Raw genomic sequence first — 24,433 nt, forward strand, 5'->3', positions numbered from 1 at the left:
CATTCCTCATTCAAAGAAATGCTCTATAACTTTAAACCATTAAATTTATAACTTGTCCAGCTAACCTGCTCCTATAGTACCTAAAAAATGCGACCACCCTGTCGATCTTTTTGTGAAATACCACTATTCTGAATTGCAGCCGGATCTCCGTGTAACGTTTTTAGGCTATCCACACGGTTCAAATCTTTATGGCAAGTATTCAAGCCAAAGATCCCTAATAATTATTTTACACTGTGGAAAATAAATGATTTGGTTTCTGCAGTAGCATGTTTAAACTCCCAGTCGCCATAAACTTGGATTTGTGAAAACCCTACTTGTTGCAATGATTCATGGATTTCTTCTTGTGTTCGGAATTTTAATTGCATTTTTTTTTGAATTAGTACTTCATCTGTTCGTGCATTTTTCACAGTTTCATAAAACATAAAAACACCGTTCACAAACCCCTCGTATTCTGTCCAAATTTCAAGTGGCTCACCAGTTTCTTGATTTGTTGCAACATCAGGAGTCAAATCTTTTTCCCACTGTTCCCACACTCTTGCTAAGGGGTTACGTGTATCAAAAATAAAATGTCCTCCAGGTTTTAATGCTTGATACGCGTCTGAAATGACGTATTGCCAACTTTTATCTGTCAGAAAAACTTGCGCAACGTTTGCTGTCATAATTACAGCATCAAACGCATTAGTTTGTAATTTTGAACTATCACCAACAAGCCATGTCACCTCGCCTGGATAATTTTTATTTTTCGCATATTCAATTGCTTCTTCATTCGGGTCCACAGCTGTAATATGATATCCTGCTTTAGCAAAATGAGAAGTCAATCTTCCTGTTCCACAGCCCAAATCAGCTATTTTTTTACATTTACTATTTTTTAAAACACTTAAAAAGAATTCATCGTCTTTGCCCCAGTGATTAATTTGGTCATAGACTAACGGAATCATTTAATTACCTACTTTCTATATCATACTTAGTACTTTTTTATAGTTTAGCAATGTACTTATGTCTTTCAATATCCCTCTAAATCTACTGATTCATATTCGCCGAATTTGGCTAAAATCCTTCAATATAGTATAGAATATCTGTAACTATCCTGCTCCTTTACTTCAATAAGAATGGCTATTCTCCTTCAAGCAGAATAGCCCCCTTTTGTTCAAAAATACTATTTTTAATCAGTTAAATTTTCTTTCGTTTGAGGTACGTCCATTAACCAATTATTATTTTCGTTTGCTTCAATTAATTCATTTACTTCATATGTACCATAATATCCCTCTTTAATAAATGGGTCACTTTCAACAAGAGTTATTGCCTCATCAATTGTGTTGCAGATTAATATTTGAATTGCCTTATCATTATCCTTAAATGGTCCACAAATAAAGAGATTTGACTCCTTGGCAAGGTTTTGCAAATGTTTTACGTGTTTGTTTAATAATTCCCTTGTTAGTTCTCCTTTTTTCTTATCTTTTAAAATTGCAATATATTTCTGCATAGATAATCCTCCCTTTTGCAAATGGACGAGTTGAAAGTCAGTAAGAAATAAATTCTAAATCTGCTAAACTGTTTTCTTGGTATTTCTCTGATTGGATGAAAATCACAATAATTATTCTGCTCATTCTTCCACTAAACCGCCTATTTGTTGAAGAGACTATTATTCAGAAATTAATACCTGGACCTTTTTCTCTGTTTTAATTTTTTACTTATTTGTATGTCAATTCTCTTTTTCTTTAAACTTAATCTATAAAGTTCATCATACTGTTTTTTATAACTTTCAAACCTTTCCTTACTGATACTTCCCTCATCAATCGCTCTATTGATTACACACCCTGGTTCGGTTTGATGACTGCAATTGGAATATTTACAGCTACCTAAAAGAACAGTTATATCATTAAAGCTTTCCGCTAAAGATTCTTGATCACCCCAAAGTTGCAGCTCTCTTAAACCCGGTGTATCAATAATAATATATCCTGAATTGGTAATGAGAAGTTCAGCACTTGTAGTCGTATGTTTACCTTTACCTGTAGCCTTACTTGTTGGTTGCTTTTGTTGCTTCTCTTCTCCTAAAAGGTAATTAGTAATAGTAGACTTCCCAACTCCAGATGAGCCTAATAGAGCAACTGTCTTTCCTGTAGATAAATATGGGTGCATACTATCCATATTTATATCTTTATCCACACTAATTGTAAGAATTGGAATATCAAGTGCTATTGATTTTACCTTTTCTAAATATTCATCTACATTGTTACATAAATCTACTTTGTTCAAGACAATTATTGGAACTGCGCCACTGTTATAAGTAAGGGTAATATACCTTTCGATCCTACGAATATCAAAATTACTATCTAATCCGCTGACGATAAAAATTCTGTCAATATTAGCTGCAATTACTTGTTCTTCAGTGGAACCACCATCTATAAAGCCTTTGTTTATCTTCCTACCACCTGAAATTGGTTGTTTTCGAGAGAAACAGCTTTTTCTTGGCAAAACGGCATGAATAGATACAAATTGACTATACGCTTTCGCTTCATAAACTACCCAATCCCCTACTGCTGGAAAGTCCTTTGAGACATGAATATTGTATCTGAATTTCCCTGATAATTTACCTTGGATACTACCATCCCCAGCAATGATTGTATATTGTTCGTTATTTTTCTTTATAACTCTACCAGGCAAATATCCCTTTCCCTGATAAATATTTAAATGACTTTCAAAAAAAGAATCCCAACCTAGATGTTTCATAATTTTTCCTCCAATTTAACTAGAAATTATTTGAAGAAAAATTTAGAAATTACCTTAGTTATTAACAACGAAAAAAGAGCTACAAAGTAATAGTTATGATTACCTTGTAGCTCTTTCCCGTAAATAAGAAGTCGCAAATCCTTCTATTTTCCAAACATAAAATATTAATTAATATTTATCCGATTGAGTGAGTGGAAATGAAGATGAAACTAAGGTAAAATGCATTAAACTTTTCTTCATAAGTAACACTCACCCCTCTCCTAATAATTATGTTTATATTAACATAATAGTAAAAAATATACAATGACTTTTCCTATTTTTGAAATAACCTGTCCATATTATATCAGTGTTGTCTTTACTTCATCATTTCATTAAAATTAATTACCTCGGAAAACCCTGAACCATCACTGTTTATTTTCCCTAATCTCAAATTCCTCTTATCAAAATCCCGGTCAGTATCATAAATGAAATACAGGGTATTATCATTTGCATAAACCATCGACTCTGTTTCTAATTTGGAGAGTGGACTGATTTTCCCTGTACTTATATCAAACTCCGATAACTCTACGTCATAATTCTCATCTTCTGGAGTCCTATCATTATTGAAGGCAACTTTCTTACCATTTGGAGAAATAACTGGAAATGTTTCATATATACCACCAGAAAGCGGAACTGACAGCGCAGTAAACTCATTGGTTTTTATATCGTAAACGACATATTCTGTTTCTTTAGTACTATTTAGGATATTTGCTTTAATCGGGTTATCATTTTTATCAAAAGGCTCCAAAATCATTCCAAGCTTCGTACCATCTGCTGAAATCGATAAGTCATGAATGAAATCACTTGAAAATTTAGTGATCCTATGAATATTCGATCCGTTTATATCTATTGAATACAAATCATAATTATAAGGAATAGCTGCTACTCCAGGATGTTCCGCATAAAATTCCGCAGCTTTTATGTAGTATATTCGATTACCTTTTGGTGAAATCACCGCTTCTGTTACTAATTCATCTTCTGGTGTTAAACGTTTTATTCTCGTTCCATCGACATTCATGATATATATGGCTTGTTTCAATTCTTTTTCATAGGAAGATGAAAGAAAAAGAAGTTTCTGACCATCTGCGAAAAACATCGGGTCGATATAATGATAGCTCTTCTTTGGCTTCGCTAGTTCTTTTACATTCCCCTTTTTATCAGCTAAATAAATCGCACCTTTTCTGTTTTTAAAATATGAAAATGCAATCTGTTCATCATCTGGCGAAATAGAAACTCTCTTATAGGGATTATTCTCAGGGTATGTATCACTAAGCACAACTTCTTTCATAATTCCTTTAAAACCAAACCATATAAGAAATGCTAAACCGATAAATATTGTTAATCCAACCGTCAAACCTATTTTTCGTTTTCTTGTCAAACAGTTTCCCTCCCTTTTATATAATGACTAGTCAGTTTATATATTATTTAACAAATATATACTGAATTATACATTTTTATAAGTTTTTACTCTTTTTTAAGGAAAAAATAGCTTAACTAAATAGAGGAATCTTCTATCACTAACCTGCTTACAAATACTTTAAATGCTATTCTTCACTATATCCCCTAAATAATTTAACATAGTCATTCATTCACAATGAAAGTGAGTGATTCAACCATCTGACCCTTTAATGAGAAAAAACGCTTCCTTGTTTCAGAAAAGCGCCCGAGTGTGGAATTTCCTATTACTATTGCATAGTATCGTTGTACTGCGCAGCAAATGACCTTCTTTTTAGTTGTTCTTCTTATACATATGTTACGTTATACTTCCCTTTAATAATGTATTCGGTAAATAAAACATGCTGTTTATTGAAGCATGTTATATGAATGGAAAAGAGCCTGAATATATAAGAAATGCATAAATTCTTGCATATTATTTGCTCTGAAATTTTATTCCTTGTTGTATTAAAGCCTCCTATAGTTTAAGTACATTTGTTCACAAACTCCTATCAGGAATGTTGCACGTATCTTCAATAAGGGGTAGCGTCAGGATAATGCGGATTTACAACGATAAGGAAATTACAAATTAAAAAGCCCAACTTCACTGCAAAACAAAATAGAGAAAGTGAGCTTTTCCGTTACTTCATTATTTATATTTGAACTAATATAAAACTGCTAAGTAGATTTTTAGCTCAGCTATTTATTGAATTCATTAACTGGAAGAAGTATTCAGATTTATGAGTCTTATTTAGGTTATACCAGGAATGTAATGTATCTGGTGCAAATACATCTAATTTTTTCAGTACTTCCATCGCAAATTCCAGAGGAGCTATTCCTGATGCAGTAACTAAATTCGCATCAGATACCGCTGATCCCACCTCATAGAACTTTTCTCCTTTATAGTTAGGACATACCGTTTTAGTGTATTCTAAATTATTACTTGTATGCTTTCTAGTATCTAAGTATCCCATATTCGCAAGGGCCTCAGTTGCACCACAAATTGCAGCAACAACAGTGCCAAGCTTTAAAGCATGCCCTATTCTTTCCAAGATAGGTTGATGAATTTCCTCACTCCAAGTAGTCCCTCCTGGTAAGATTAAAAGATCTTTACTCTCAAGAGTACATTCATCAAGGGAAATATCTGGTTTTATGCTCAGTCCTCCCATAGTAGTAATCATTTCCTTATTAGCTCCTACTGTAATTACTTTTAAAGGTGCTAAATCTCTTTTGAAATATCTTCCTGAGTTTAGTTCAGCGATTAAATATCCATATTCCCAGTCCGACATTGTATTAAATACATATAGAAAAGCTTTTTTTGTTTGCATCCAATAACACTCCAATCACAATTGATATAGCTAGTATAATAAAACTTCCCTGACAGTTAACGTCAGGGAAGTTATTATACTTGATGAAATTTTATTAAATCCGACAGAACTTCAATAAGTCTTTTCTTAAGACTTATTGGCTCAATAACTTTAATAGATTTATTGTACGGTAAAAGTAAATAAGGTACATATGTATGTATCATATCTTTTTCAAGAAGAAAAACTGCTTGATTTGAAGTCCGTTCTTGTAAATAATGTCCTAAAAACCAATGTTGGCAAATATCAGCTAATACACTTTTATCCCCATTAATAACCAAAGAAATAATCCCTTCCTTATCTTCCATAGTTGGAAGAAGACTTTTTATAAAAAAGTCACGTGCTGAAAAATTTTCTGGCCGGATAAACTTATTTTCGGTTAGCATTAGACTTTCAATTCGATCTACTCTAAAACTACGGATATCATTCCTAAGATGACAAAATCCAATCACATACCACTTATTATTCCAATAGATAATTCTGTACGGATCGACCAATCTATAATTTAATTGCTTTTCGCCACCTTTATGGTAGAGAATTTTTACTGAGTACCCGTCAGCAATGGCCTGCTCCAACTCCTTCAAAAAAGGTTCCATAGAGAGTGAACTTAATCGACTTATTACTTCAAGACTAGTTAAATGTTGGTTTATCTTTGTTTTCTGCTCTTGATTTGAGTATTTACTTAGTTTTGAAATGGCCCTATTTAGTGCTTCACCTCCATAATATCCAGCTTCTTCTGCAAAAACAGCAGCGTGAAATAGTGAAGTTTGCTCCTCAAAATCAAAAAAAAGAGGGGCCTCAATAAAATTGTTCATTAAAGTGTATCCACCGTTATGTCCTGGTTCTGAAATTATAGGTACGCCACTTGTTGAAATTGTATCAATATAACGATACACAGTCCTTATATTCATCTCTAACTTTTCTGAAATTTGTTTTGCAGTAATTTTTTCACCTGAACGAAGCATCCATAGAATTGCTAACATATTGTCAATTTTAGGCATATAATTCTACCTCAATGATGCTGTATTCTATTCTTTCCAGTATTTTTTTCATTTTTCTTTTTAACCCCCGCACCTTTTCAGTCCGCATTTTTTTTCCTTTTAAAGTATTATTTTTGTTCAACTAACCTGCTTCTTTAATGGATCTCGCACAAAAAAATAGTCGAGAAAAACAAGTCTTAATGAATAAAAACTCGTATATTTTAAAGAACACATCTATAATTTTATTTAAAAGTTTGTAACACAGTACCTTGACCATTATCTGATTCAACGTCAGCGAATGCTCCATTTATAAAAGTCATTTGTGGTGGAACATGACCGCAATCAATATCGTACAGAATAGGAATTTGTAGCTCTTTAGAAAGTTCTTTATAAACATCTTCAACTGTATAATTTGTAACAGCTGGATTTGCTGGACTTCTCCCAAACATAATGCCACTACAATCCTCAAACCAACCTGCTAATTTCATTTGCACGAGGGTCCTACGCAATTCAGTTGGCGATAACTGCAAATTTTCGAGATACCAAATAACAGAATCTCCTTCAATATAATTCTCTTTAAAATTTTGTACATTCCCATATGGTGTACCAATCAGATGCCTAATTATATCAATACAACCACCAAGTAATCGCCCCTGTATCTTAACTTTTTCGTTTACAGTTGATTTCCAGTAAGTTTGTTCCGTTAGATTGAAAATATAAGGAGTAGGGTTATCAGGTTGCCATTCTTTTTGATATTTTTCTGATGAATGTTGGAGAATTGATTCATTCATTTTGGTAGACAATACTGTTCGCCACATTGCCGTCGTATCATCAGAATACTCTCCTCTTAAATCCACTAAGTTGGTTCCGTGCGCTGTAGCTGTACCCGTTTTCAATGTAATGGCTAACAGTAGCAGACTTATATCAGAATAACCTAATATCCACTTACTTTTTATATTTTCAAAGTCAATATATTCAAGTGTCTCAATAAGTAGCTCTCCGCCCCAAGGAGGAATAATAAGTTGAATATTATCACTAAGCATCATTTTATTGAACTCTTCTGCACGCTTTTTAGCAGATGCAGACTTTTCCTTATCTTGTGTCCATGCAGTTTCACCGCAGATGAAGTTAAAACCTTTCTTTTCCACACTTTTGAATGCAGATTTCAACAAGTGATGTAATTCACTTGGGACTCCAGAGGATGGTGCAGTTACTCCTATTGTTGCACCTTTTTCTAAGATTGGATATTTTATCATGCTTAGCCACTCTCCCAACGCTTTTTATAAAAATAACATTTTATATGTTATTAAAAAACACTTCTTTTATTACACTAACCTCCTTTTTCATAAAAAAAGCCGTATACTGTTCTATCTCAATTCTAGATGAAAACTCAAGCCTGATTAAACATTTATTTGCTAAAGTCCCATCGGGAAGCTCTATAGTTTTTGACTATGCACTCTATGAAAAGAAAGGCATGTCTAATAGAGTTGAAAATTGGGTTAAAATGGCTTCAGCAAGTGGCGAATCGATCAAATCCAATTTCACAAATAACAAAGTTCAAACCATGTTATTAGAATCAGGTTTGCTTATTTATGAACATTTGACACCTAATGGAATACAGGAACTTTTCTTTAGAGATCGTACAGATTATTTATGTGCTTTTGAGACAGTCTATTTTATCCATACTGTAAAGAGGTAATATATAATTTTAAATACTTTTCATTGTCTGGATTATTGAGCGGTATTTTTTGTTTTTCTTATTGAACTAAACTGCCCCGTTAGTACCTTAATTCGCAAACATAAATATTGTATGTTTATTAATGGATATACACGATGATTCAGAACTTTTATCAAACATTATACCAGCACCCAGAAGAGTTTGTTTCTGTAAATTCCTTTACAAAATCACCAAAGATATTTATTGCATAGTATGAATCTACTACACAATATACAAGTTACTTAACAATCTAGCCCGAATGTTTAATAATAAAAATCCTGCACACAACACAGGATATTAATCTTATAAATAATCGTACTTTGTTATTAATGATCTAACTTATTTATAAAACTACATCACAATCAAAAGAAATGTCGTTGCCAATATCTTATTTCTGTATTTCCTGATTTTAAAAATATCCTTTCGCAATATTTTTCAGTATTAAGATTGTTGAAAATAAAATTATCTTTTGTTTGAAACATTCATAAAGTATCAAATGTTTTCGCTTGACTAATTCGATAGGCAATCAAATAAATCACTGTATATATTGGGAAGGAATAAAAAGCACTCCAGTTTACTTCTGTGTAAAATCCTATCCATTCAAATAGAGGTTCGCCGATAAAAGATGACAAAGCAGAATAGATAATAGCTTTTAAAAATGGATTGTATGTTGGTTTAAATTGCAACCAAAGCATAAGAGTTACTGGTATCAATGAAAAATCCCAAGGTAGAAAGGCTGGAATTGTTGGTAAAACTCTTCCTGAATAATGCCAAAGCCCAAATATTATACCTAGAAAATCTAACCATGAAGCAATGATTAGAGCGAAACTCCCAGCTAAAAGTAGCCTTGCCTCACTTCCTCGTTTCCGAACGATTAACCATACAATCCACGGAAATACTGATAAAAATATGGATAACCAAAATTCCCAATCCCATAATGTATTTTCAATCCAATAATGAAAATATTCTTTTTCAATCTTATGAATTTGTTCAAAAAACTCATCTGATCTATTAATTTCTTCTTCACTGATTAATGGCGCCATTTTGTTTCATTCACCTTCTAATAAAAGACTACCATTAATATTTCCAATAGCTTTTTCAATTAACCGCCTCCTTAATTTAGACCATTTTTTATCATTACTTTAACTATTAGTTTCAAATTTGATTTTCAAATAATCTCTAATAAAAGAGTCATAATATACTTTAACATTTGTTTCTTGTTTCTTTTTAATGTCAATCGGCTTGAACAACATTTGGGTATGATGGTATCTCTTTTACAAAAAAAGAGAGTGTCCCTCCCCACTCTTTATCCGATGGTTCACTAGAATTTTTAAATTGACGTAACTGTTTAAGTAGGTTTTCCACGTCAATAATTTGATTCGTCTCGATTTGCTTTCTCAATATTGCACCGAATTTAAGAATATACTATTGTTGTATTCGTTGATATGGTTCGTCAACTTAAACTATTCAACTGATTATTGGAGGTTTGTAATGGAATGAATAAACATGACCAACTAAATATGATCAAAGAAGATTTTATGAATTGTCAGCAAGTACTACTGGCAATTGGGGACGAAACACGTCAATCAATCTTGTTAGTTTTAATGGGAACGGATTGTCAAACAGGATTACGTGTTGGTGAAATTACTGAACAAACTCATCTTTCACGACCTGCTGTATCACATCATCTTAAAATTTTACGAGATGCTGGTGTTATTTTAATGCGTAAAGAAGGAACAAAGAACTTTTATTACATTAACGTGCGTACAAAATTAGGTTTACTAAAAACGCTTGTGTTGGATATTGAAAAGTTCATGCAGACATTTTATTGAAATGATGAATTATAAACATACATTATTTGGAGGGGTATGCAATGAAAGCAATGGTTATTGATAAGTATGGGAAAGTGCCTATGCGTTTGGCAGAAATACCGACTCCTGAGATTGGTGAATATGAGGTGCTCGCTGAAATTCATGCAGCTAGTATAAATCCTGTTGATTTTAAGATACGCGATGGGAAAGTGAAATTGTTAGTTAAATATAAAATGCCTCTTATCTTAGGGAATGACTTTTCTGGTGTCGTGGCAAAGGTTGGCGCAAAAGTGACTCGTTTTAAAGTTGGTGACGAAATATATGCTCGTCCACGTAAGAGTAAAATCGGTACTTTTGCAGAATATATCGCTATTCATGAAGATGACATCGCCTTAAAACCTAAAAATTTGAGCTTTGAGGAAGCAGCGTCGATCCCTCTAGTTGGGTTAACAACCTATCAAGCCTTAACAGACATTTTGCAATTACAAAAAGGACAAAAGATTTTGATTCATGCTGGATCTGGTGGTGTTGGTACCTTCGCTATTCAAATGGCAAAATTAATGGGTGCCACTGTTGCAACAACGGCAAGTGATGCTGGTACGAATTTGGTGAAATCACTTGGAGCAGATGAAATAATTAATTACAAGACAGAAAAATTTGAAGAGATTCTGAAAAATTATGATGCTGTATACGATACACTTGGGGGCGAGATCCTTGAAAAATCTTTCAATATTCTAAAAGACGGAGGAAAAATTGTTTCCGTATCGGGTTTACCAAATGCAAGTTTTGCTAAAGAATATGGTTCTGGATTTTTTAAAACGTTGTTGTTTTCAGCAGCAAGTCATAAACTTACTGCACTTGAAAAAAAGCATAATGTTCAATATACGTTTTTGTTTATGAAACCAAGTGGAGAACAATTACGTATCATTGCAAACTTTATTGAGTCTGGTAAAATCAAACCTGTCATAGATAGAGTCTTTTCCTTTAAAGATGCTCAAAAAGCGATGGAATATGCAGAGTCGGGAAGAGCTAAAGGGAAAATAATAGTAAAAATTAGATAGTTCTTTTTATAATTCTCAAAAGGTCTATTTGCTAAGAAAGTAATTTCATTTAATAAAGTAAGAATAAATAAGAATAGTGGTTTTTCTTCATCTTCATGATCCTTATCATCATTTATTATATAGGTTTCAAATAGATTTATCGCAGTATTGTGCCATACATCATATACATTTGCTAAAGATAAGATAATTCCAGTATATAATAATATTCGTTCATTAGCCTTAAAATATAATGGATGCAATAGTGTATGCCTCATATGTGTAGAATTACAACATGAAAATGTTATTGTAAATCGTTTTTTTGGGAAATACCCTTAGCAACCAAGGATATTTCCCATATTCTCTATACATGCGACGAATTCCTTAAATCAACCAACAGCCTTTGTATATTTACATCTAGGAAAACTACTGCATCCATAAAACTCTCCCCTATTCCCTCGACGCTTTATCATCTCAGAACCACATTTCGGACAAATATCTTTATTTATATTTTTAATAGTTTCTTCAACGGTAGCTGCTGTTTGGTTCTCATCCAATTGAGAAATCATATTTATAAGTTCATTTCGTTCAATTAATTTAATACCATTTGCTTTAGCCAATTGAACTGCTGCATCAGTGAACTCATTATTTGTAATGGCCCAACCTTCCGATGCCTTATAGAAAGCTATTGAAGAAACAACCTCTTGTATGGCTTTAATTCCTACACGTTTACTATACCTCTTTGCTTGTACCACAATCCGCTTATCTCCAGTAGTCATTACTAAGTCAGCACCATAGTCACCTGTTACTTTTGTTGTTTGAACTTTATATCCTTTTTGCGAAAAAATTAGTTTTAAGAAATACTCAAACTGCACACCAGTCATGGTATCTACATCTTGAATCTTTGATTTCCTAACCTTCTCATTGAATTTCTTTTTCCTAATTATCAAGTATGTAATTGAAAAGATAAAGCCTATTATTCCAATTGTAATGGATGTCTCGAATGACTTAGTGATCATATAAACGATAAAAAACACACCAAGACTTGAAAATCCTATAAAATTATCAACGAATTCCGACTCTCGTTTAGTAGCACTTTTTCTTCTAGCCATTTTTCTCCCTCCAATATTTTTTTAAAAAAGCCCCGTATTTGTTATGATACGAAGTTATTTAGTCTTACGCTCAAAATGATAATGCAATCTATACTCACATATCTCTTTCGTCCAGTTATAAAGAATTTCTTCGTCTTCTGGAAGAACATCAAAATTTAAAGAAAACACATTATCCTCAAAAGTTGTTAAGCTATTTACACTTCCATTCCACTTGGACATAGGCATAGTAGCTATTAGTTTACTTATCCGACCCTCATGATAATTCCATAGCTTAATAGAAGATTTATCTGAGAAATCAATTCGTTTGCGATATTCTGTTTCCATTAAATAATGATGAAAAAATGGAGCTACTTCATTTGAGGTAATCGGTCTATACCAATTAGATGGACCACGCTCTAGCATCGCTAACAAAACAATCATTTTATAGCTTTTCGTCATGACTGTTTTTTCAACATCTACTAGCCATTTCTCATAACGTTCCCAAACTTCCTTCTCTCTCATAGAAAGTTCCTCAGCCCAATCTAAAAAGCCAATATACGAGTTGAATTCTTGTTTATATTGATTGGATTCGGATGCGCCTTTTAGATGTAGTTCTAAATAGGAAGGCCTTCTCCCTAGTTCATTTTTTAATTCAAAGTAGTCATTCAACAATCTATCTTTTCGTGGATGATGTTTACACTTTATTTCATTAAATAGATTTACTACTGCTAAATCTAAATTGATCTCACAAAACTCTGGAACAACCGGATGGGATTGCCTTCCATTACCCTCAGTTACTTCAGTATTAAATAATCCAATTTTAATGTCAGGATTTCGGTAGTTTCCAATTAAGTCGATAATCACACAAGTTTCTTTACCTGGATGCAGTCGTAGACCACGACCAATCTGCTGAGTAAAAACGGTCAAAGATTCCGTTGGACGCACGAACAACAATGTATCAACGGAAGGAATATCGACCCCTTCATTAAATAGATCAACAGTAAAGATTATATCCAGTTCTTGTTTATCTAACTGTTCAATTGCGGTTCTTCTAGAAATATCTACTTGTTGAGAATGAAGGCTAATCGTTTTATAACCCTTTTCATTAAAATATTTTGATAGGAAATTTGCCTGTTTAATGGATGAACAGAATCCTAGTGTTCTAGTTTGTTTTTTTTCTTCCCATGCTAGAAGAATTTTTTCAGCAACATCTTCTCGTAACTGTGCTTGCAGTAATTCCGCTTCATCATAACGATGACCCAGCCAGGTAATTTGACTGTAATCTGTATCATCATATACCCCGAAATACTTAAACGGTGATAACCACTTTCGCTTTATTGCATCCAAAAAATCTAGTCTAAATGCAACATTTCCATCACAAAGCGCATATACATCTTTGTTATCATTTCTGTCAGGGGTTGCGGTAATTCCTAATAGAAATTGTGGTTCAAAGTAATCCAATACTTGCTTATAGGAGTGAGCTGCTGCATGGTGAAATTCATCTATAATGATTAGATCAAAATCATAAGGCTTAAATTTTTCAAGATGAGATCTCATACTTAAAGTAAATATAGAAGCAAAAACTGAGTCCCTATCGCTCTCTTTAAAACTTCCATTAAAAATCCCTGAGGTACGTGTCGGCATGATTTTATTAAATGAGTCCTTAGCCTGATAGAGAATTTCCTCTCTGTGAGCAATAAAAAGAACCCTTTAAAACCGCTCAGCAAAGAATCCAGCTAAATAAGTTTTTCCTAGACCTGTTGCCATAACGACAAGTGCCTTTTTATAATCTTCCTCTAGTGTCTTATCTAACTCTTCTAATGCTTCTAGCTGTGCCCGACGTGGTTTGATTTCTCCATAAGTTGCAGATGGATCATGCACAGTATCTTGATATAAAGGCTTATCTTCGCTAGAAGGTAGCATTAAATCTAATTCATCCTTTGAAGTCCATTCTTCAACAATTGGATTTTTTCTGTGATATAGGCTGTATCTTTCTCTGTACTCTTTCAATGATTCATCATTCAAAGCAACTGTCTGTTCTGACAAAAATAGGCTAATAAAATGCTCTAAAGCATCAGCAAATACATCCTTTTCATAGCTAACAGACAAATTCCACTCAACACCTTGGGTGAGGGCTGATTTTGATAGATTTGATGAGCCAATAAAAAGACATTCCTGATCATTTGTTTGAAAATGATAAGCCTTTGGATGAAAGGATTTCCCATTACTTTTCCATAAGCGGATTTGTATACTTTCATCAATTGAAAGTAATTCTTCTAAGGCATCAGGCTGGGTAATATATAAATAATCACCCGAACAAATTTTAATATCAGCTCCTCGTTCAGCAGCTCTTTTTAAAGGCTTTTTTAAATATTCAATACCTGATTTCATAACAAAGGAGGTTAAAATATAAATCGAAGAAGCAATATCCATCTGTTTAATAAGATGAGTTCCAAGATCCTTTGTTATTAGTTCAACTTTGTTCATCTTCTACCTCGATAAGAAAAATCTTTTCTTTAAAACCACCTCTTTTTTCCTCCTTAACCTTGCGCACTTCTTCTACCTTTTCAATTGAAGATCCGTGCACTTCTGCAAGAGCATGGATAATTTCAAGTAAATCAGCTAGTTCTTCAATTGCATCTTCATTATTTTCCGTTTTCACATACTCCTCAAGCTCTTCAAAACTTTTCTTTTTTAGTTCAGTTATGTATTCTTTATCATTTAATATTCTCGTAGAAAATCTTTTACCAGTTGATTCAATTACATCAGGTATACGATCTCGTACTAGTTTGTTGTAAATAGGCATAGTCATATTCCTCTCTAATCGCCAAATTTCATGTTTTTACCTTTTAATTATACAATAATATCCAATCCATCTTTTGATTATTTTGCATAAAAAAGAGACTAACACTTTAACTAAAGTGTTAGACCAATATAAAAATATGTTTCCAGAAAGTACTTCCCATGATATTCGCTAATATTTATCCAACAGTTTATTAACCTCACCGTTTATAAGTATAAATAAGAAACATAGGTTTTGGAGTTCTGACAAAATACAGATCGAAATATATTGTGAGCAAAACTAATTAAAATAGTACAAAAATAGGTGCCAAACTCCCAGTAGGTTAAATCGCTAGGAGTTTGGCACCAAGGCCTTATCAATGACTAAAACTCTGTATACTTAGCATTACTTCCATATGCATTTTCAACTGGATATTTCTTAATGTTTTTCCTTATCTTTTGTTCTACTGCTTTTCCAATATCGATACCAGTTTCATTTGCGAATAGTAAAGTATATATTAATATATCTGCTAATTCATCCTGTATATTATCTAAATTTTTCTCAATAGCTTCCTCACTTGATTTCCATTGAAAGTTCTCAAGTAATTCACTTGCTTCTAAGCTAAGAGATAACGCTAGATCCTTTGGATTATGGAATTTTTTCCAATCCCGTTCATCTCTAAATATAAGTATTTGGTCTGTTAATTGTTTAAATTCATTCATTACTTTCACCTAAATTATTTTGGTATTTAATAAGTCTATTTCTTAATTGTTCGTCACTGGCATATATATACAATCCTTTAATACCGCGCTTCATTAGAATATTAACCGAATTTAATATTATTCTTTCTTTCGCAGCCTCAACATTATTAATTCCTTCTGTGCCGGAATATGCTCCAACATCTTTATAGGCTTCAGTTTTATCACCATAATCTATCAGATTGAGCAAGGAGCAAACATAAATATTAAGTTACTTTCTTACACAAATTTGTTAGTTGGTACATCTGTGATAACCGTTACTCACTGTTTAAAAATACAAAAAAAAGCAGCAATACAGAAGTATTGCCACATATATTCTTAATTATTTTTGCATTATTGTTCTTTAACACTATTTCTTCATTTGTAAAAACTGAGTTTCCTGCTTGTTCTACTTCTTTATAAAACTGTATTTATTCGGTTCTCTTTCCTGTTTTTCTCTGCTCTTACTAAGAAATCCTTATCTATTTTAATATTAATTTACAGTCCTTGCAGCCCTTCCTACTGGTGCTCAATGTAGCACTTCTGCTCTTTTACACAAACTTCAAACACTATACTATCTTCTGTTTGGTTGAGTTAGTAGACTAATATCTCAATTGTTTAATATTTTGCTGTAAACCTGATATTTTCCTTTACCGAGTTATAGTAATAATTAATATGTTTCTGTTGAATTTAAGGTATTATTAAAGAAATATTCACTAAAATTTTACCTAATACTTACAAGTAATTACTTATTAATCTCATTGTTAAACGCTCTTTTGTGTTCATCACCATTCATTATTGCTAGAAAGATGGTGATAAAAATTTGTGCAGGGTCTTTACTCATACTTGTAACCCTATTAATATCAACTTTTCCTTCACTTTTTGTTAATCGTGATTACAGCCATAGAAATGTACCGCTTCTGTCACGATAATTATCACCTGTTGCCAACGCGTTTATCAATGGAGCAAAAATCAAGAAAATGCATTTCCAACATAAAGGATTTTGAAAGATAAAAAGCCTAATCCCTCCTTATTTTTAACGAGGAATTAGGCTTATGATCTTCAACAATAGCGCCAGATTGCTTAATAACCTAAGAAATTATCGTTCGGTATTATTCTTTATACTTACATTATACCATTATTTTCAATTCTTTTATAGGCTACTCTTTCTAAAATTAACACACTATACTGTTATATATAAACCTAATAATATGAGAGGTGTATCAGTATGAATGACAAAAAAGATGTATTAGATAATGGTCCCTTTTTTCATGGAACTAAAGCTGAACTAAAAATTGGGGATTTATTAGAACCACAATACTTATCAAATTACCAAGAAAAAAAATCTAACTATATATATTTTACTGCAACATTGAATGCTGCTAAATGGGGTGCTGAATTAGCAAGATCTAAATCAAAAGAAAGAATTTATATTGTAGAACCATTAGGTGATTTTGAAAATGATCCGAACTTAACTGACAAAAGATTTCCAGGAAACCCAACACGTTCTTATAGGTCCAAATCTCCTTTGAAAATAGTAGCTGAATTAGGTTCGTGGGAAAGACATTCCGACGAAGAAATAAATCATATGCTTGCATCTTTAAAAAAGTTAACTGAAGAAGGAAAAAATGTAATATACGATTAATCCTCAAAATATAGATAAATAAATTCGAACTCCCTAGCCCCTCAATTCTTGAGGGGCTCCTTTTCAATAAACTGGCCCGATTGTTGAAAACCTACTACTGACAAAATCACTTTACTTTAGAGTACAATCTTTCAATAAATGAAATGCATTTGTTGCGCAGTATGAGTCAAATAGACAGCAACCTATTGAATCAGATACTTTTTATGTTGCTCTCGCTTTCGCTCATGAGTAATCTTGGCATACCTAAGAGTCTTATCTGGAGCACTATGTCCTAAGAGCTCTTGAATCGCCACCAATTCAGCACCATTATTTAATGTTAAAGTAGCAAAAGTGTTTCTTAATACATGTGGAATTACTTTTTCTTGTATACCTGCTTTTTGGGCGATTATACCTATTTCTCTTTGTATTGCCCGTTTGGATAACCTTCTATAAGGTTTTCTCTCTGTAACCATCAAGGCTACCCAATTGTCATTTCTTCTTTTTATATATTTACCTAAATGTTACATTGCTCTAATTGAAAAATAGACTTACCTTTGTTTATCACCTTTACCAATCACTAATGTGCTCATATTCTGTTGATTGATATAAGTTTATTTTATCCATGAACTTCAGATGACCGACTGCCCGTTGCATACAATACTTCTAAAAAAGCACGTTGTCTAACTGTATCACAGGATTCTCTTAACATTTCTAGTTCTTCGATTGATAATGACTTTGGAAGACGGTTTTCATCTTTTGGATCTTTTTGTTTGGTATTCGGATCACGTTTAATATATTCTTCTGAAACTGACCAACTAAAAAAACTCTTTAAGATAGATAGTTTCTTCCTAATTGTGCTCATTTTTAAATTCCCATCTTGACTTAAGTACATTCGAACATCTGCTGTAGCTTTGTCCTCAGCCTTCTTTTTTACAATATCAGCAAACATGCTTAATTCCATTAGATAGTTGTCTAGAGTAATAGAACTTTCCCCATTTACTTTTACAGTAAAGTTTATGTGTTTTTGGGTAAAAGTTCTTGGGTTTATGTCTAGAATTTAGGAATTTAAATAACATACACTGAATTTATTATCATAAAGTATCAATGCACATAATATTTGGGTTGTCTCTCTATTAGAATATTTCACAATTATTGAAAATCCCCTAAATCAGGCTAAATCTATAGATTATTTAACCTAGCTATTGCATACAGTAGGGTGTAGCCGTATTCCCCATAACCATATGAATATAGGGGAGTAATTTAAAACAAAGGCTTTGTTAAATAGCATTGTTGTTTTTCAGGCAATAAATATGGGAACGTCTGATTTGGACGTTCCCGTTCTTATTCCGTTAAAGCACATGTTAATGAAATAAGGTAATTTATTTATTATTATCTTATCAGTGTACTTGAAGTTTATTACCATTTGGGTCATAAAAGTGGAAAAAGGCATGACAATTATCTTCTTTTATATCTTCGACCTTAACTTGATTGTCAATTAAGTGTTGATGAAATTTAGATAATTCTGGACTTGTAAAGCCAATGCTAAATTCTTGTTCATTATCAATTTTAAAATGGTCAAATGTTTCATCTTCGGTAGGAACTAAGATAAGTAAGAAAGGTCCTTCATTTACTTAAAATGGCAAGTTCCTCAGTATTGTTTAGTAACTGGAGCCCTAATACATCTCTATACCATTGTGCTGACAGTTCTAAATCTTCTACAGGAATTCTAATGTAATGTACTTGTTCAATAAATGAATTACTCATAGCCTTCTCCCCTTTATTTAATCTGGTATATCAAATAGTTTCCTTTCTATATACCTTTTTCCTTCCGATTATTGAATTAACCTCCCTCTATAAAGAAACAGTTATCTTCAAATTTCTCTTGTTTTCTCACGTTTTCGATAGATACATTTTTATTGTTAACAGTGAAGTCTGTTTATAAATGTAATTGAGGGGAAATTTGGTACCTCTGAGCAAAAAACGACCATACTACCTAAACACCTTTATCCAAAAAGTGATTATTTAGTTAAATTATGATCGCACTGATAGATGTCCACTTATCTCATGGAGGTGTACAGTTTAACTCACCCATGTCTCACATAGTCAATGCTCCAAAATTCCTTCGTCCAATCTTTCCATGAGGTGGATGTCAGTAATGCTGCCCGACAGGATCGATGCCTGTATTTTAGTTGTGTGACTGACTAATCCGTGCCTCATATGTCAAATAAAAATCAAAACTGTGCCTGAAAACATATAAAACAATAAGAGTAAAAGAGATTAAGCCGCGTTCTTCAAAGTAGCCATGTGTGGTATATCCTTCAACATTTGATCTTCATAAAACTTACATTGTTTCTTACCAATGGTCAATAAAATTCGTATCAATTTATTACATATGGAAATTAGTATGAGCACCAATGAGTTTAGCTGATTTTCGAAGGGAATACCCCTCAATCATACATTCGATAAACTGAAGCCATTTACTCGGCATATGTGTTCTGTGAAGAGGATGTTCGTCATATCTGTGAATGTTTTACAGCACTTTTTGTAGCGGTATCTTTGGAGTTCAATGGTATTGATTGTAGTTTTAACTTGGTATTTACCGAAACAAGTGACGTAGTGGATTGACAATGAGTGCAGTTGTAGCCGTCTTTGTGTTCTCTTCTGATACATCTTTGAATACAGACTCTGTTTCTGCTGCATTCCCTAATGAGTTTGTAAAGAACTCATTCGATCGCTGCTTGTCTCTTCTGCTAAGATTTCTGATTTGGTTAATTATGTCCCCTAAAACCATAAAAACTCACTCGCTATCGGTAATTTAAGTCCATCCGTTACGGAACAACCGTTCGATAAAATCAAATAACAAAATTATTCTTTAACAAAGCCAAAACAAAAAGAGCCCCTAAAAAGGGCTTTCTAATTACTCTAGTTTAATAAAAGACTGTTGCTCCAACGATGATTAACAAGATAAATAATACTACGATTAACGAATTGGCTACATACAAAAAAGCAACTGCCAAAACCGAAACAGCCGCAACCACTATAACAGTATCCAAACAATGTATAGGTCTCCTTTTTACTTATTCCTTACGAAATATGTGGAAGAATAAATAAGGGAAAGGGCTCTTTCACTAAATATTATTTATACACTCCCATAAATTAAATAAACTCTCATTTAGCATAACAAGTAAAAAATACCGCTGCAGCAATCCATCCCTGAACGATCCTTAAACAATTCCATTTACTTCTACAATGATATTTGAATTTAGGTGGGCCACTAGGCATACATCCAATCCAAGTTTTGACCCAGAGCATAAACTTGGTTATAAGTCTAATTTCAAAAAGGAGTGAACCTCGGATTATGATAAATACACGACAAATGCCATCTGTTCTGAATACCTGGGGCCTTCAAAATTGTATTTTTCGTTTCACATATTTGTGGCTTAGAAACGGCGATAATTTCTGGTTTTATTTGACGACTGTCGGGCATCAAAGAGCTTATGGCTATAGGTTTTTCGGCGGAAGATGGAATCAATATTCGGTTGCTTTAAGAGATATTGTTAACTTCCATTGTTCTCCTCCAACTCCAACTCTATATTAAACACTGTGTCTGATCTTCTTAATCGTATCGTCCAGTTTATATTTAGAAGGTTCTGGGCTTTAACATTAACGATTTGAGCTTTATTTTAGGACATTTTTTGTTGGGACCATCTGGATTTTCGTTTTACATTTGGATTGTTTTGGTTAACTTTAAGCCAAAACAAATCTTTTTCACTGCCATTTGCTATGCCCTTGTAATTTATGGCTTCCAATTATTCATAATTCATAAAAAATCCAGTAAGTTAAACTGGATTTTTTTCGTTCGTATTTTGGGTCAAATAAAACATTTAATAACAACTTCTTCTTAAGTAAACTCATCGTAAGTACAACAAGAAAAAAGACCGGGCTATTGGTAGCTTCGGAATAAAATCATCTTTTATCTTACATTCAAACATTAACTGTTCTCCTTCTTGAAGGCTACGAGAAACATTCCAAAACTAAGTAGCACATCTAATGCATCATATGTCACCATGAAATTCAAAATGCCTTTAGTGGTATGAATAAAAACTTGCATATTTTTGGCTTGTTTTAATCTTTCAACATGAAACAATCTCTCGTCATTGGTTACAGAAGGATCTATTTTACTTTAATTTACTCTCAAAACTAATTTGATAAATGTCTATGTACTTTACTAAGTATAATTTATTCCCTTTCCCCACTGCATTGTCATAGTTTAGAGATTTACCCTCTTGATTTGTAGTATGAAATTTCTCTATGCTCTTTTCCAATAAAGAATACAAATAAGCCTCTGGTTTTCGATTATAAAAATGAATAAATATAACAAAATTGTTCATTATGGCAAATGCATGGCTTCCTTCAACTGGGAGATCACGATATTCTCATACCCCATGGTCCCAAATTGCGTTAATTTCATAAATTAAATGTCCATGTTCGTCTGTTTAAAAAGACTTGTCTTCAACTTTCACTCCTATTTCCTTTTTCACTATTGTTCCAAATATATCCTCCTTAATTCTTGAGGAGATTTAGCAATTTCCAAGTTAACTTCAGAACCCAAATTTGTAATTTATGGAGTCGTTTAGTATTTCACTATTCTTGGTGGAATTTCTGAGTCATTTTCAATCTCAGTAGATGTTCCATCGTCGCTATTATATAACCAAATATTAGTTCCTAAAACGGCAATAATTATTGTTAAATTTTAACTCAGATGGTTCTTTAATTATAGATTCTATATCCACAGCAACTTCGACATCAACAACAACCTTTTTCTTGTTGACCACAGTAACTCTGGATAATGGCCAATAATACAAGTTACAATACATTTTTAATTGCAATCCCCCTTTATAAAAAATCTGAAAAAAGTATATAGGATTAATGCTTTTCGAAAATACGTTTTTTAACCTTCCTTTCCCGTTTCCCCAATCAGAAAAGAAGCTGCTTTCGCAACTCCATTAATACAATCTAGCTATTCGTTAGTGTGCAATAAAACACAAAGGATTTCATAGCCTTCATGGGCATCAATACAGTCCTATAGTTATTGACCCACATAAAGTAATACATATCAATTTATGTTTTTCTATGGGAATCATTGATTTTATTTATAGGAGGATTATATATGTCCGTTTTTAATCCACAGAAATTATCCGTAAAACTTATTCCACCTACCACTTTCAATCACCCAGTTGAAGGAAGAAAATATACTCTCACGCATTCAGATATTACAGCAGAATTATTTTTAGATATTGGATATATGTACAACTATAAATCCATTAACCCCAAAATGCGTGACGAATTATTAGCAGAATGGAAAAAAGATGCACATGGTCGTTTAAATATAGTAGGAAAAGCGTATGTGGATGGTGGGGAGTTCAGTCAAAAAGTTGCAGACATTCGTTATAAAATATTCAAAAAAGAAATGGCTACTGCACTTAATGGAATTGTCTATGGTGACCTTCCATTTTACATACAACATCCCGTCCTTCTCGATTCACCCATTTTTATCCATTTTTTATCTACTTATCCGCAATATAGACAAGTTGCTTTTTATGGTACACCACGCCAATATTTGAACCAATCTATCAAATAACCTGACCTTAAGATTCTTTAACAAAGGCATCCATTAACTTTCCTGTAGATGGATAATTTGCTTTTGAAATAAAATGAGCCCCTCCGTAAGATAAAAGAGTATAGACACCACTCTATTAACTCATCATCTTAAGGAGGAAGCTCTACTATGAAGTTTAAAATGCAACAGAAACAAAATCAACTTATTCAACGAGTTTCTGATCAACATCTTGTAGTTGGAATAGAATCGCCCAACAAGTACATGTAGCTCGCTCTGTAAACTTTCGTGGAATTGTCTCAGGAAAACCAATTTCATTTGTCAATGAAGAGGATGGTTTTAAAAGACTACTAGACTGGATTAACAATCTATTACACGAACACTATTTAAATAAAATTATTGTGGGTATGGAACCTACTGGGCAATACTGGTTGAATTTATCCAAATGATTGAAGGAACATAATATTGAAGTGGTTCTAGTCAATCCTCACCTTGTTAAAAAGAATAAAGAAAACCGTGATAATACTCAATCAAAGAGTGACGTTAAAGATGCCCTAGTTATTGCAGATATGATTAAGAACGGATACTATGCATTCACCCGTTCAAACCCAGAAATCTATGAAAAACTGAGGATATTTATGTCTAACCGAGATGTGATTATCAAACGTTTGGTTACCACTAAAAATCAACTCCACCGATGGTTGGAAATGGTGTTTCCAGAGCTACAACAAGTATTCAATGATATTACCTGTAAAGGTGCGATTGCCACACTTCGATTGTTTCCCACCAGGAGAAATATTTACATTAAAACCGGAAGACATAGATATGAAATGGAAATCAATTATGAAACGGCATGCAGGATTATCAAAACTCACTTCCTTATTGAAGTTGCCAAACGTACCGTAGGTACTAAACTGGCTCTAGATGCTCATAAACTACACTTGAGCAATTACTAGAAGAATATGATCTTGCCACAAGGCAACTAGAGATAATTGAAGAAGAAGTCATAAAGATTCTTACTCAAATACCAACTGCCCTGAAGATGCTTGCCATTAAAGGAATGAGCCCCATTATAGTAGCTGGGATTCTAGGGGAATCAGGTGACTTAAGTGGATTCGCTCATGGTAATGCACTTTTACGTCATGCCGGATTGCATTTAGCTGAAGCGAGCTCAGGTAAATGGAAAGGTCAGATAATCCTTTCTAAACGTGGAAGTTCACGACTTAGACGATATAAATTCATGGCAACCATGACCTTAGTTATGAATAATACTGATTTCAAAGCCCTTCATTCAGTGAATGTAAAGGAGAAAAAATTAAAGAAGATTAAATCAATCATGAAACTGTGTGGAAAATTAGCTAGAGTGCTAGTTGGGATGGCACGTAATGGATTAGAATACGCCCCTGATAAACTGTTTCCAGTTGAAGAAGTAGATGCAGCCTAAAAACTATCAGCTTCAGATATTAATAT

At 33.0% G+C, this 24,433-nt stretch carries 21 protein-coding genes and 4 pseudogenes; 6 read left to right on the top strand and 19 right to left on the bottom strand.

All coding sequences use genetic code 11. The features are described from left to right. Positions 1-221: 221 nt before the first annotated feature. From ACFSO7_RS08810 to ACFSO7_RS08840, 7 genes are all read right to left on the bottom strand, one after another. A complete protein-coding gene (locus ACFSO7_RS08810) occupies positions 222-938 on the bottom strand; it encodes a class I SAM-dependent methyltransferase (protein WP_377876930.1) in 717 nt (238 codons plus the stop codon). Positions 939-1,162: 224 nt separating this feature from the next. Beyond that, positions 1,163-1,483, bottom strand: a complete 321-nt coding sequence (locus ACFSO7_RS08815) for a YciI family protein (protein WP_377876931.1) — start codon at positions 1,481-1,483, stop codon at positions 1,163-1,165. A 170-nt stretch (positions 1,484-1,653) separates the two neighbouring features. After that, positions 1,654-2,730, bottom strand: coding sequence for a ribosome small subunit-dependent GTPase A (gene rsgA, locus ACFSO7_RS08820; protein WP_377876932.1), 1,077 nt, complete (start codon positions 2,728-2,730; stop codon positions 1,654-1,656). Positions 2,731-3,085: 355 nt separating this feature from the next. Beyond that, on the bottom strand, positions 3,086-4,147 hold the full coding sequence (locus ACFSO7_RS08825) for a TolB-like translocation protein (RefSeq protein ID WP_377876933.1): 1,062 nt from the start codon (positions 4,145-4,147) through the stop codon (positions 3,086-3,088). Between the two features lie 751 nt (positions 4,148-4,898). Then, entirely contained in the window at positions 4,899-5,531 is a 633-nt protein-coding gene (locus ACFSO7_RS08830; protein WP_377876934.1) for a type 1 glutamine amidotransferase family protein, read from the bottom strand. A 74-nt stretch (positions 5,532-5,605) separates the two neighbouring features. Next, entirely contained in the window at positions 5,606-6,568 is a 963-nt protein-coding gene (locus ACFSO7_RS08835; RefSeq protein ID WP_377876935.1) for a helix-turn-helix transcriptional regulator, read from the bottom strand. Positions 6,569-6,789: 221 nt separating this feature from the next. Continuing rightward, complete coding sequence (locus ACFSO7_RS08840) at positions 6,790-7,803, bottom strand: S66 family peptidase (RefSeq protein ID WP_377876936.1); 1,014 nt, start codon at positions 7,801-7,803, stop codon at positions 6,790-6,792. 218 nt (positions 7,804-8,021) lie between these two features. Between ACFSO7_RS08840 and ACFSO7_RS08845 the strand changes: the two genes are divergently transcribed. Then, entirely contained in the window at positions 8,022-8,246 is a 225-nt protein-coding gene (locus ACFSO7_RS08845) for an SAM-dependent methyltransferase (RefSeq protein ID WP_377876937.1), read from the top strand. Positions 8,247-8,746: 500 nt separating this feature from the next. On the opposite strand, the gene ACFSO7_RS08850 is transcribed toward ACFSO7_RS08845, so the two are convergent. Then, positions 8,747-9,307 (bottom strand): CBO0543 family protein, encoded by a 561-nt coding sequence (locus ACFSO7_RS08850; protein WP_377876938.1) that lies wholly within the window; start codon positions 9,305-9,307, stop codon positions 8,747-8,749. Positions 9,308-9,760: 453 nt separating this feature from the next. Between ACFSO7_RS08850 and ACFSO7_RS08855 the strand changes: the two genes are divergently transcribed. Together ACFSO7_RS08855 and ACFSO7_RS08860 are read left to right on the top strand one after the other, a co-directional pair. Next, positions 9,761-10,096 carry an ArsR/SmtB family transcription factor gene (locus ACFSO7_RS08855; RefSeq protein ID WP_377876939.1) on the top strand — a complete coding sequence of 112 codons (336 nt, stop codon included), beginning with the start codon at positions 9,761-9,763 and terminating at the stop codon, positions 10,094-10,096. Between the two features lie 41 nt (positions 10,097-10,137). Continuing rightward, positions 10,138-11,136 carry an NADP-dependent oxidoreductase gene (locus ACFSO7_RS08860; RefSeq protein WP_377876940.1) on the top strand — a complete coding sequence of 333 codons (999 nt, stop codon included), beginning with the start codon at positions 10,138-10,140 and terminating at the stop codon, positions 11,134-11,136. Positions 11,137-11,501: 365 nt separating this feature from the next. Here ACFSO7_RS08860 and ACFSO7_RS08865 read toward each other — a convergent pair whose 3' ends face one another. From ACFSO7_RS08865 to ACFSO7_RS08885, 5 genes and pseudogenes are all read right to left on the bottom strand, one after another. Then, positions 11,502-12,224, bottom strand: coding sequence for a restriction endonuclease (locus ACFSO7_RS08865; protein ID WP_377876941.1), 723 nt, complete (start codon positions 12,222-12,224; stop codon positions 11,502-11,504). Positions 12,225-12,278: 54 nt separating this feature from the next. Beyond that, positions 12,279-14,690: pseudogene (locus tag ACFSO7_RS08870) on the bottom strand (DEAD/DEAH box helicase family protein). Next, a complete protein-coding gene (locus ACFSO7_RS08875; RefSeq protein WP_377876942.1) occupies positions 14,677-15,009 on the bottom strand; it encodes a phosphoribosyl-ATP pyrophosphohydrolase in 333 nt (110 codons plus the stop codon). The pseudogene ACFSO7_RS08870 and the gene ACFSO7_RS08875 overlap by 14 nt, the downstream one beginning before the upstream one ends. 359 nt (positions 15,010-15,368) lie before the next feature. Further along, entirely contained in the window at positions 15,369-15,707 is a 339-nt protein-coding gene (locus ACFSO7_RS08880; RefSeq protein WP_377876943.1) for a nucleotide pyrophosphohydrolase, read from the bottom strand. Beyond that, positions 15,700-15,933 carry a DNA/RNA helicase domain-containing protein gene (locus tag ACFSO7_RS08885; RefSeq protein ID WP_377876944.1) on the bottom strand — a complete coding sequence of 78 codons (234 nt, stop codon included), beginning with the start codon at positions 15,931-15,933 and terminating at the stop codon, positions 15,700-15,702. Before ACFSO7_RS08885 ends, ACFSO7_RS08880 begins: the two co-directional genes overlap by 8 nt. Before the next feature lie 1,017 nt (positions 15,934-16,950). On the opposite strand from ACFSO7_RS08885, the gene arr reads away from it, so the two are divergent. Then, positions 16,951-17,367, top strand: a complete 417-nt coding sequence (gene arr, locus ACFSO7_RS08890; RefSeq protein ID WP_377876945.1) for an NAD(+)--rifampin ADP-ribosyltransferase — start codon at positions 16,951-16,953, stop codon at positions 17,365-17,367. Positions 17,368-17,549: 182 nt separating this feature from the next. Here arr and ACFSO7_RS08895 read toward each other — a convergent pair whose 3' ends face one another. The 6 genes and pseudogenes from ACFSO7_RS08895 to ACFSO7_RS08920 form a co-directional block, all read right to left on the bottom strand. Beyond that, a complete protein-coding gene (locus ACFSO7_RS08895) occupies positions 17,550-17,819 on the bottom strand; it encodes a tyrosine-type recombinase/integrase (protein WP_377876946.1) in 270 nt (89 codons plus the stop codon). Between the two features lie 143 nt (positions 17,820-17,962). Beyond that, entirely contained in the window at positions 17,963-18,295 is a 333-nt protein-coding gene (locus tag ACFSO7_RS08900) for a site-specific integrase (RefSeq protein WP_377876947.1), read from the bottom strand. Between the two features lie 448 nt (positions 18,296-18,743). Beyond that, positions 18,744-19,110: pseudogene (locus tag ACFSO7_RS08905) on the bottom strand (VOC family protein). Between the two features lie 640 nt (positions 19,111-19,750). Continuing rightward, positions 19,751-20,137 (bottom strand): annotated as a pseudogene (locus tag ACFSO7_RS08910) (transposase); the annotation flags it as partial. Positions 20,138-20,273: 136 nt separating this feature from the next. Next, entirely contained in the window at positions 20,274-20,399 is a 126-nt protein-coding gene (locus tag ACFSO7_RS08915) for a YjcZ family sporulation protein (protein ID WP_377876948.1), read from the bottom strand. 938 nt (positions 20,400-21,337) lie between these two features. Next, positions 21,338-21,457 carry a putative holin-like toxin gene (locus ACFSO7_RS08920; RefSeq protein WP_377876974.1) on the bottom strand — a complete coding sequence of 40 codons (120 nt, stop codon included), beginning with the start codon at positions 21,455-21,457 and terminating at the stop codon, positions 21,338-21,340. 1,059 nt (positions 21,458-22,516) lie between these two features. On the opposite strand from ACFSO7_RS08920, the gene ACFSO7_RS08925 reads away from it, so the two are divergent. Together ACFSO7_RS08925 and ACFSO7_RS24025 are read left to right on the top strand one after the other, a co-directional pair. Further along, positions 22,517-22,987, top strand: coding sequence for a staygreen family protein (locus ACFSO7_RS08925; RefSeq protein ID WP_377876949.1), 471 nt, complete (start codon positions 22,517-22,519; stop codon positions 22,985-22,987). A gap of 147 nt (positions 22,988-23,134) precedes the next feature. Then, a pseudogene (locus tag ACFSO7_RS24025) lies at positions 23,135-24,407 on the top strand (IS110 family RNA-guided transposase). The last annotated feature ends 26 nt before the right edge of the window (positions 24,408-24,433 follow it).

Source organism: Bacillus sp. CGMCC 1.16607 (genome assembly GCF_042683745.1).
GTDB lineage: Bacteria > Bacillota > Bacilli > Bacillales > Cytobacillaceae > Pseudoneobacillus.